Annotated in this window: 9 protein-coding genes; 4 read left to right on the top strand and 5 right to left on the bottom strand. The window is 45.1% G+C overall.

Annotated features, from left to right (window positions below; translation table 11 throughout):
• A partial coding sequence (locus HRU42_RS19605; RefSeq protein ID WP_295033618.1) for a hypothetical protein occupies positions 1-194 on the top strand: 194 nt, incomplete at its 5' end.
• Positions 195-249: 55 nt separating this feature from the next.
• On the opposite strand, the gene HRU42_RS19600 is transcribed toward HRU42_RS19605, so the two are convergent.
• The 3 genes from HRU42_RS19600 to HRU42_RS19590 all read right to left on the bottom strand — a co-directional run bounded on the left by HRU42_RS19600 (position 250) and on the right by HRU42_RS19590 (position 2,515).
• Positions 250-1,137 carry a phosphoribulokinase gene (locus HRU42_RS19600; protein ID WP_295033616.1) on the bottom strand — a complete coding sequence of 296 codons (888 nt, stop codon included), beginning with the start codon at positions 1,135-1,137 and terminating at the stop codon, positions 250-252.
• 167 nt (positions 1,138-1,304) lie between these two features.
• Complete coding sequence (locus HRU42_RS19595; RefSeq protein WP_295033615.1) at positions 1,305-1,541, bottom strand: YheU family protein; 237 nt, start codon at positions 1,539-1,541, stop codon at positions 1,305-1,307.
• 2 nt (positions 1,542-1,543) lie between these two features.
• Positions 1,544-2,515: a hydrolase gene (locus HRU42_RS19590; protein WP_295033613.1), complete on the bottom strand. Its 972-nt coding sequence runs from the start codon at positions 2,513-2,515 to the stop codon at positions 1,544-1,546.
• A 180-nt stretch (positions 2,516-2,695) separates the two neighbouring features.
• On the opposite strand from HRU42_RS19590, the gene HRU42_RS19585 reads away from it, so the two are divergent.
• A complete protein-coding gene (locus HRU42_RS19585; protein WP_295033611.1) occupies positions 2,696-3,205 on the top strand; it encodes a TAT leader-containing periplasmic protein in 510 nt (169 codons plus the stop codon).
• 94 nt (positions 3,206-3,299) lie between these two features.
• The gene (locus HRU42_RS19580) at positions 3,300-4,895 is read left to right on the top strand and encodes a GMC family oxidoreductase (RefSeq protein WP_295033620.1); all 1,596 of its coding nucleotides are present in this window, start codon (positions 3,300-3,302) and stop codon (positions 4,893-4,895) included.
• A gap of 57 nt (positions 4,896-4,952) precedes the next feature.
• Here the strand turns inward: HRU42_RS19580 and HRU42_RS19575 are convergent, their stop codons facing one another.
• Positions 4,953-5,396, bottom strand: coding sequence for a TIGR02444 family protein (locus HRU42_RS19575; RefSeq protein ID WP_295033609.1), 444 nt, complete (start codon positions 5,394-5,396; stop codon positions 4,953-4,955).
• Between the two features lie 89 nt (positions 5,397-5,485).
• Positions 5,486-7,396, bottom strand: a complete 1,911-nt coding sequence (locus HRU42_RS19570) for an ABC transporter ATP-binding protein (protein WP_295033607.1) — start codon at positions 7,394-7,396, stop codon at positions 5,486-5,488.
• A 181-nt stretch (positions 7,397-7,577) separates the two neighbouring features.
• Between HRU42_RS19570 and HRU42_RS19565 the strand changes: the two genes are divergently transcribed.
• Complete coding sequence (locus HRU42_RS19565) at positions 7,578-7,778, top strand: YheV family putative zinc ribbon protein (RefSeq protein ID WP_295033605.1); 201 nt, start codon at positions 7,578-7,580, stop codon at positions 7,776-7,778.
• Positions 7,779-8,235 lie beyond the last annotated feature (457 nt).

Here is an 8,235-nt window from a genome sequence, read left to right as displayed (position 1 = left end):
GGACGTGGAATTTACTTTTGACAGTGGAGATTGGAATAGCCAGCACACCCAAGGAAACAAGCAGATCAAGCATAGACGTGGAATTTACTTTTGACAGTGGAGATTGGAATAGCCAGCACACCCAAGGAAACAAACAGATCAAGATGGGGGAATTTACTCCCAAGAGCATGCTAACTCATCAGTCTTTCGCCTGAAATCCCGACATGAGCTAGTTTACTCGAACACACTTAAATGAAACTGAAGTTTATATTAGTCACTATCTAAAGAGAGTAGCTGTTGGCGCTTCTCGAGTAGGTCTCGGATGAGCGGTGTCAGGATCAACTCCATGGCTAGGGACATCTTACCGCCAGGCACTACTAGGGTGTTGATTCGTGACATGAAAGAGCCATCTATCATCTTCAAATAGTAGGGGAAATCTACGTTCTTGATACCACGAAAACGTATCACCACAAAGCTCTCATCCAGGCTGGGGATATTCTTAGCGCTAAATGGATTTGAGGTGTCGACAGTTGGGACTCGTTGAAAATTGATATGAGTTCGTGAGAACTGAGGTGTCATATGGTTGATATAATCATCCATACTGCGAACGATAGAGTCCATCACTTTTTCCCTACTATGGCCTCTTTCCGACGTATCTCGAATGATTTTTTGAATCCACTCCAAGTTGACTATCGGCACCATGCCAATAAGTAGGTCTACATGTTCGGCAACATCACATGTGTCTGTTTTTACCCCTCCATGTAAGCCCTCGTAATAGAGCATATCGGTATTTTCTGGCAAGGGGTGCCATTGAGTAAATGTCCCGGGCATTTGGTTGAAGGGAACGGCTTCATCGAAAGTATGTAGATAGGCCCGCGTTTCGCCTTGACCTGTCGCACTATAATCACTGAAACATTGCTCTAAGCGTTCAAAATCGTTTGCTTCGGGGCCAAAATAGCTAATATTTTTATTATCCGTTTTAGCTTTACGGATCTTGAGTTCCATTTCAGGTCGAGTGTAATGGTGAAAACTATCGCCTTCAACGCTCGCAGCATTGATCCCGAGTTGACGGAAAATGTGCTTAAAAGCCGTTGTTGTTGTCGTGGTACCAGCTCCTGATGAACCTGTTACTGCGATAATGGGATGTTTTGCTGACATTAAATATCCTAAATGGAATTGGGTCTAATTGACTAATTTAAGGCAGTGAAGAGAGCCAAGATCAAGATAAAAGAGAGATGTTATTTCTACTAACATCTAGTGTTATACGGTAATCATTGCGCTTAGGTCAAATTTGACCCCGAGATTGTTACGAATTCACGCTAGATTTACCAACTCAGATGTTCCTTGTGCTTGATGGCAATGGACTCATCATCTTCGCTGAACTCCACCACTAAGACTTCCTGCTTTAGCAGCTGTTTGCAGCGTTCAATCGCCGAAGTATATACCTGTTCATCGGTATCGGAAAAACTGCCATCTTCGACTTGGGTTAACAAATATTCCTTAATCAAGTTATCCATGGTTGCGTTGGGCAGCTGCAGTAGAGCGTCATAGGGAACAAGCATATTCAGGCCTCTTGGGAAATTAAAAAATGAAGGATCCGCTGCTCTAGATAGTATCTTGGCTTGAAGGGGGTACCGCCATCGATAAAACCAACATGCCCTCCTTGAGAGTGCAGTTCATAAGTTACTTGGTTAGCACATTGCTCTGCCGATGGAATGACATCGGCAGTCATAAATGGGTCATCCGCAGCATGAATGACGAGAGTTGGCTTCTGAATGTATTGCAAAAAATCCATTCCACTCGCGCTTCGATAATAATCATCGACACCATCGAAGCCATGTAAGGGAGCTGTCACCCTATGATCAAAATCATAGAAGGTGTGCAGCTGAGAAATTTGTGATAATGAAACAGGCATATCCTGAGACAGCTGAGGGTTGTTTACTTTTTCAGCGGCCTTGTGTCGCAGCTGCTTAATCAAGTAGCTTTGATATACCTTAGAAAACCCACTCTCTAAACGCTTAGCACATGCGGACAATTGCAGCGGGGCTGAGACGACGACTGCCCGCGTTATTAAACTGGCGTTGGCATTTTCGCCTAAGTATTTGGTGAGTACATTGCCACCTAAGCTATAGCCTACAGCAAGGAGAGGAGAGTCTGGATACTTGAGCCTTAATTGAGATAAATTCTCCTGCAAATCTTGGGTGTCACCGCTGTGATAACTTCGCGCTCTGCGGTTAGTTTCCCCCGAACAGCTCCTGTGGTGATGGACCACTGCGCAGATGGAGTTTAGATCACAGTCATTGAGTAATCGGCGTACATAGTGGGACTCTGAACCTCCCTCTAAGCCATGAATGATGATCACTATCGGTTGCTGTGCTTTAGGCTGGCCTAACCAATCGAGATCGATAAAATCGCCATCACTAAGTTCGAGACGTTGACGGGTTAAGTCTGGTCTGCCCGCTTTAGTTAGCACAGGTAAAATCGTTTGAACGTGGGGATTTCTGGCCCACCAGGGGGGAGAAAAATGTCGCATCATAAAAATTGGCTATTGCTGAAAATTAAAACGTGTGTTTAATTGTTACTCATCTTGGCATTCTAGCACATCTGAGATCATGATGAATTATCTCAATCTGGCTTCTTGTGATGCTGCGATTCAATAACCTGTAGAGTCAATGCGGGTCTGTATCCTCTATAAACAATAATATGAAGGGATAACATGGAACGGCGCACTTTTTTAACAACAGCATTCGTGGGTACTGCCGCATTAGCGTTAGGGGTAAACCTATACGCTCCAGAGCATATTCAGGTCAACAGAGACTTGGACAGTGAGCATAGATTGCTGTTTAGCGTTTTATTGCCTGTGTTTCTGGATGATGCCTTACCTGAGATGGAGCAGCTGCGTATAGCCGCTCAGAATCGTACCTTAGATGCCATTCGCCAGACTATTTTATTGTTACCTGCAGATGGACAAGCCGAATTAGAACAACTACTCGATATGCTAGAAAATAGACTCGGATTACTCGTCCTGACCGGAAGTATGACGCCTTTGATGATGCGTAATCCGCATCAGCTAATAGCCATGCTTGAGTATTGGCGTAACAGTTTCTTAGACATGATGGTGACGGCCTATCAAGGGCTGCGAGAGCTTGTGCTTGCGAGTTACTATTCCTGCCCTGAACACTGGAACCGCTTGAATTATGCCAAACCTAGATTCCTTGATGAATAGGGGCTGAAGAGTGCGGATGGTGTTTAATTGATTCTCAGCCTTAGATATTTAGTCAAAAAATAATAAGAATAACTGTATGTTTGGAGGTAGTGACATGGCGATACCAGATCCTATAGTCGAAGGCTTAGCTTCAGGTTGGAAGCATATCGATGCTAGCCAGTTGAGCCAAGATAAAACGCTCGAGGCCGATGTTGTTATTGTGGGCAGTGGTGCCGGCGGCGGCGTCGCTGCGGAGATATTAACTGACGCGGGTTTGACCGTGATCATCGTCGAAGGGGGGCCGCTTAAATCTTCCGCAAGCTTCAATATGGAAGAGAGGCGAGCTTATCCAAACTTGTATCATCAAGCGGCGGCAATGAAAACCAAAGACAAGGCCATTGGTATTTTTCAGGGAAGAGCCGTAGGCGGGTCGACAACGGTAAACTGGACCACTTCGATCAGGACTCCCAGGCCTACATTGGACTTCTGGGCCAAAGATAAATCTGTTCAAGGTTTATCGAGAGAGCAGCTGGATCCTTGGTTTGACAAGATGGAGCAACGACTCAATATTTCCGAGTGGCAGTATGAGCCAAATAGAAATAATCAGGCATTGAAATTAGGCTGTGAAAAGCTCGGTTGGCACTACACTGTCATCAAGCGCAACGTGAAAGGCTGCTGGAACACTGGCTATTGTGGTATGGGGTGTCCGGTCAACGCCAAACAATCCATGCTAGTTACTACCATCCCGGCTGCACTAGATAAAGGGGCAACTTTAGTCAGCAGGGCTAAGGTCATCGAGCTAGAGCATCATAATGACAAGATAACGGCCATCAAGGCTCAAGCCTTGAGTGAGCAGATGCAGCCGACTGAGGTTAAACTGGTATTTAAGGCTAAGCATTACATCATTGCCGCCGGCGCAATCCATACACCGACAATCTTGCTGAGATCCAACTTAGCCGATCCCCATAGACTATTAGGCAAACGTACCTTCTTACATCCGACGCTATTAAGCGGCGGGATCTTTAGCGATCCTATCAATGCCCACAGTGGCGCTCCTCAGTCCATCTATTCAGATGAATTTGTATGGAAGCATGGTGCAGCCAGTGGCGAGCTAGGTTATAAACTCGAAGTGCCTCCTGTTCATCCCGTTCTCATTGCCTCCAAAACCATAGGTTACGGTAAGACTCACGGGGCTCTGATGGAACAATTCAACCAGCTTCAGGTCACCATAGCCTTGATCCGTGATGGTTATCACGAACAAAGCCAAGGAGGCCAAGTCCAGCTCACAGATACTGGCTTTGCCATAGATTATCCGCTAAACGAGACTTTTTGGCGTGCGGTTCGAAGAGCATTCGGCAGTATGGCTGAACTACAGTTTGCGGCCGGGGCTAAGCAAGTTTTGCCGATCACCGAAGGAGCGCCTTATCTCAATAGCTGGAAAGAAGCGAAATCTGCTATAGAAACCTTGGACCTTGGACCACTCAAGACCGTTGTCGCTTCGGCGCATGTCATGGGAGGCTGCCCCATGGGAGAAGACACTAAGCTGTCTATGGTCGATAGTCTGGGAAACTCTCACTACTATGAAAATCTATCTGTGATGGACGGATCTGTATTTCCCACCAGTTTAGGCGCTAATCCCCAGCTGACTATCTATGGTATGACGGCGAGAAACGCGACCCTGCTAGCCGAAAGATTAAAGTCATCTGCATAAGAGTTTAATGAGTGGGGCAAAGAGGGTTTAAAGCTTTAAACCCGCATTAAATACGTTTTAGACCTGCCCTGTAAGCGATGGGTAATCGGCTTTATTTAAGTTAAATAAACTCAGATAAGAGCCTAAGTTTGATGATGCCCCGCTAGGTGAAAGCTGCTTGAGTTTATGCAGTATTAATCGCTGAGATTTACGCTCAAGCATCAGCTCTACATCTAGCATCTGTTGATATTCATCGCTTGCTAAACTGTTTTTACTTAGCTTACGCAACTTGCGGTAGGGGAGTAATACACGTTTTTCCCATTGATGGGTTTCACTTTGAAGTTGCGACCAGTCTAGGGTACTCAGCAGGTAGTCTTGTTTATCTAGCCATAATGACAGTAAAACCAAGTTAACATTTAATTGGTGATTATCTTGTAACTCTAGACAGAGTGCTTGGTGCTGGTGGTAATAACCATCACAACTTTTCCATAATGAAATATCAAAATGATTAACAAATGTCATGTTGCTTCCTTGTATAGCATTGAGCTCTACATCAATGGATCGCTATATCAATCATGTTTTTACCCAGAGCTTACATCTAGAATTCTTGTTTAGAGCTGGGAACGAACCTGAAGTTCAATCTCTTCGATGCCCTCTTGAACGTCTAGCCATTCCATCTCACTTTCTTCCAGTGATTGAGCCAGAGTCGTTCTCTCAGCAAGTACTTGGGTCAACTTAGCCTTGTTTTCTGCATCGTACAGGCTCATATCTGCAAGCATAGTTTCGATTTTGCTCAAACGCTCGTTGGCTTGCTGTTGTGCTTTCTCAAGTTTTAGCTGAACTTTACGCATGGGAGACAGTTTTTGCCTTAACTCTGCTTCCAAACGTTTCTGTAGCTTTTTATCCTGAGCCGGCTTAGCTTCGGTGCTAGCTGCTGTTTTATTTGCGGCCTTAGCAGCATCGAGTAACCATTGATGATAATCATCAAGATCGCCGTCGAAGCTAGTGACTTGTCCCTGATCAACCAGGTAATAGTCACTGCAGCTTAGCCTTAATAGATGACGATCGTGTGAGACGATGATCATGGCGCCTTCGAAGGTCTGCAGTGCCATGGTTAAAGCATGGCGCATCTCTAAATCCAGATGGTTGGTCGGCTCATCGAGAAGCAATAAGTTAGGTCGCTGCCAAACTAGTAGCGCTAATACCAGACGAGCTTTCTCACCGCCGGAGAAGGGGCGCACTGGAGAGAGCACCATATCGCCATTGAAACCATAGCCACCGAGGAAGTTTCTCAGTTCTTGCTCTCTATGAGTGGGAGCGAGTCGGCTAAGGTGTTGTAATGGGGAGTCATCTAAACGCAGGCTTTCCAGCTGATGCTGGGCGAAATAACCGATATTCAAGCCTGGGTTGGTCTCATACTTGCCCTTCATAGGTGCAAGCTCTTCCGATAACAGTTTAATCAGGGTCGATTTACCCGCACCGTTTCGTCCCAGTAAGCCGATGCGAGCGCCCGGTACTAAGTTCAGGTGCACGCTCTTGAGGATCTCTTTGTCGCCATAGCCCACAGAAACGTGCTCCATGGTCACTAACGGATTAGGCAGAGCCTCAGGTTCTCTAAATGACATATGAAACGGGCTGTCAGCCTGTGAAGGTAGTAACTCGGTCATACGTTCGAGCGCTTTTAATCGACTCTGAGCCTGCTTGGCTTTACTGGCCTTATAACGAAAACGATCAACGAAGGACTGCATATGTGCGCGTTCTTTTTGTTGACGTTCGAAGGCGACTTGTTGCTGAGCCATGCGTTCGGCACGTATACGTTCGAAGGCGGAATAGTTGCCTTTATAGAAATTTAGCTTGTGGTGCTCGACGTGAATAATTTCATCCACAATAGCGTCAATGAAATCTCTGTCATGGCTGATTAAAATGAGCGTGCCTTGATAGGCATTTATCCAGCCCTCTAGCCAGTACATGGTATCTAGATCTAAATGGTTGGTTGGTTCATCGAGTAATAAGAGATCTGAGCGACACAATAACGCTTGGGCCAAGTTAAGGCGCATTCGCCAGCCACCCGAAAATTGTTTTACGAAATTGCTCTGCTCGGCCTCATTAAAGCCTAAGCCCGCTAATAGACTGGCTGCTCGGGAGCGAATCGTATAACCACCTATGGCATCAATCTTTCCATGAAGATGGGCTATCTCATTGCCATTATCATCATGTTGAGCCTGAACAAGTTTGGCTTCGAGTTCTCGATATTCGAAATCACCATCGATAACATAATCCAAAGCTGAAACGTCTAGTGCCGGCGTTTCCTGGGCTACTGTCGCTATCTGCCAGCCGCTAGGCAAAGAAATATCGCCTTTATCTAAGCTGATCTTACCGAGAATGAGTGCTAACAGTGACGTTTTACCGGTGCCATTGGCACCCACTAAGCCAACCTTATGGCCTGGGTATATTGTCAGCGAGGTTTCATCGAGAAGCGTTTTAGTGCCGCGGATCAGTTGAGCTTGAGAGATGGATATCATTAATTACGATCTGATGATGTTCAGGGATTTATTGCCACCGATGATATCTCAGAAGTGAGTTTCAGCCTAGAAGCAAAGTCAAATTCGATGACAATGGGGTTAATTGAATGAGATTGTGGCAAAATAGACTTTAGTTGGAAACTAATCCCCTAGTAATTTAGACAATAGCAGGTTGATAAAAGTGGCTGAAGTTAGAGTAAAAAAACGTTTCGTTGCCGGTGCTAAGTGCCCTAAATGCAAGGCTATAGATACTATCGTACTATTCAAAGAGCAGGGCGTGGAGACTGTTGAGTGTGTTGAGTGTGATTATCGCGAGCAGCAAACTGATGAGAAGGTCGCAAAGAAGGCCAGCGGAGATATCATAGGTGTCTTTAAGCCTTAGCTCATTGCCTTGAACTATATGCACTCGTCATAGGTTAAGCATTAAGGCTGTAGAGGACAAAACTATCTACAGCCTAAACAGTAATTTTATAAAATTGACCTTACGCCTTATTAAAGCGTTTTTCTAAAACAAAGCCCATAATCCCTGAACAGAGTAGTAGCACCCCAAGTATCTGTAACCATCTCTATTCTCTTTGCATCAACTGCAGTCCTAGCTTCACTGGTGTCTGTATTAATGATATTTCTCCATGAAGAGTAAATGTCATCTGCTTCACCGGGTAAAATGATACCTGGTGATTCATATTGATAACGCGTCTCATCGAATAGCTGCTTACTGAAACCTGTGTAGAAAAGCGTGATCCCCAGAATAATTAATAGACTCTATTCTTGGGTATTCATGGATAAATATGAAGAGGAATATCCACCCCTATTCTGGAATATTGAAGTTATCATGGTTT

Source organism: Shewanella sp. (assembly GCF_013214165.1).
Classification (GTDB): domain Bacteria; phylum Pseudomonadota; class Gammaproteobacteria; order Enterobacterales; family Shewanellaceae; genus Shewanella.
The sequence above is the reverse complement of the archived record's forward strand: the minus strand, read 5'-3'. Positions and strand labels throughout refer to the sequence as shown.

What these genes read in the sequence shown, in the direction of transcription:
- HRU42_RS19575 (WP_295033609.1), bottom strand. Translation starts at nt 5,396, where the DNA reads ATGACATTTGTTAATCATTTTGATATTTCATTATGGAAAAGTTGTGAT.
- HRU42_RS19595 (WP_295033615.1), bottom strand. Translation starts at nt 1,541, where the DNA reads ATGCTTGTTCCCTATGACGCTCTACTGCAGCTGCCCAACGCAACCATG.
- HRU42_RS19570 (WP_295033607.1), bottom strand. Translation starts at nt 7,396, where the DNA reads ATGATATCCATCTCTCAAGCTCAACTGATCCGCGGCACTAAAACGCTT.
- HRU42_RS19600 (WP_295033616.1), bottom strand. Translation starts at nt 1,137, where the DNA reads ATGTCAGCAAAACATCCCATTATCGCAGTAACAGGTTCATCAGGAGCT.
- HRU42_RS19590 (WP_295033613.1), bottom strand. Translation starts at nt 2,515, where the DNA reads ATGATGCGACATTTTTCTCCCCCCTGGTGGGCCAGAAATCCCCACGTT.
- HRU42_RS19580 (WP_295033620.1), top strand. Translation starts at nt 3,300, where the DNA reads ATGGCGATACCAGATCCTATAGTCGAAGGCTTAGCTTCAGGTTGGAAG.
- HRU42_RS19585 (WP_295033611.1), top strand. Translation starts at nt 2,696, where the DNA reads ATGGAACGGCGCACTTTTTTAACAACAGCATTCGTGGGTACTGCCGCA.